The following is a 633-nucleotide window of genomic DNA, read 5'->3' on the forward strand; positions in this document are numbered from 1 at the left end:
GCTTTCTCGTAAAGAACCAAACGCACGAAAACGCATGCGATTGCTCGCAGTGTCATTATTTTATGAGGGGAATAGCAGAACCGATATTGCAAAACGTCTAAACACAGCAAGAAGTAGTGTGAATAAATGGGTTTCTAGTTACCTAGAGAATGGGCTGGGTGGTTTAGACAATAAGCCTATTCAAGGACGTCCATCAAGGCTGCAACCGCAGCAACTTGAACAACTGTCTGAATTTATAAAGCGCACGAACACAGAGCTTCAAGGTGGGCGCCTTACCGGTGAAGACATTGTGCATTACATTCACACTGAATTTGGTGTTCATTACCACTTAAATCATGTCTATAAAATTCTAAAGCAACTTGGCTTTAGCTGGATCACAAGCCGCTCTAAACACCCGAAGCAATCATTACAGAGCCAAGATGCTTTTAAAAAACTTCCAACTGGAAACGATCCTTCACACACCAGGACATCTTCCTCTTGACCGTATCGACGTATGGTTTCAGGACGAAGCACGATTTGGCCAGCAAAATCCGACTACGCGCATTTGGGCTGAAACAGGCACTCGGCCACGGATTGTAAAACAACAGCAATTTGACTATGGATACTTATTTGGCGCGGTATGTCCAGCCACAG

General features: G+C 44.4%; 1 pseudogene. It reads left to right on the plus strand.

Features of this window, described 5'->3' with window-relative positions:
* Positions 1-633, plus strand: a pseudogene (locus tag IRQ78_RS20400) (IS630 family transposase); the annotation flags it as partial.

The organism is Pseudoalteromonas simplex, from assembly GCF_015278155.1.
Lineage (GTDB): Bacteria > Pseudomonadota > Gammaproteobacteria > Enterobacterales > Alteromonadaceae > Pseudoalteromonas > Pseudoalteromonas simplex.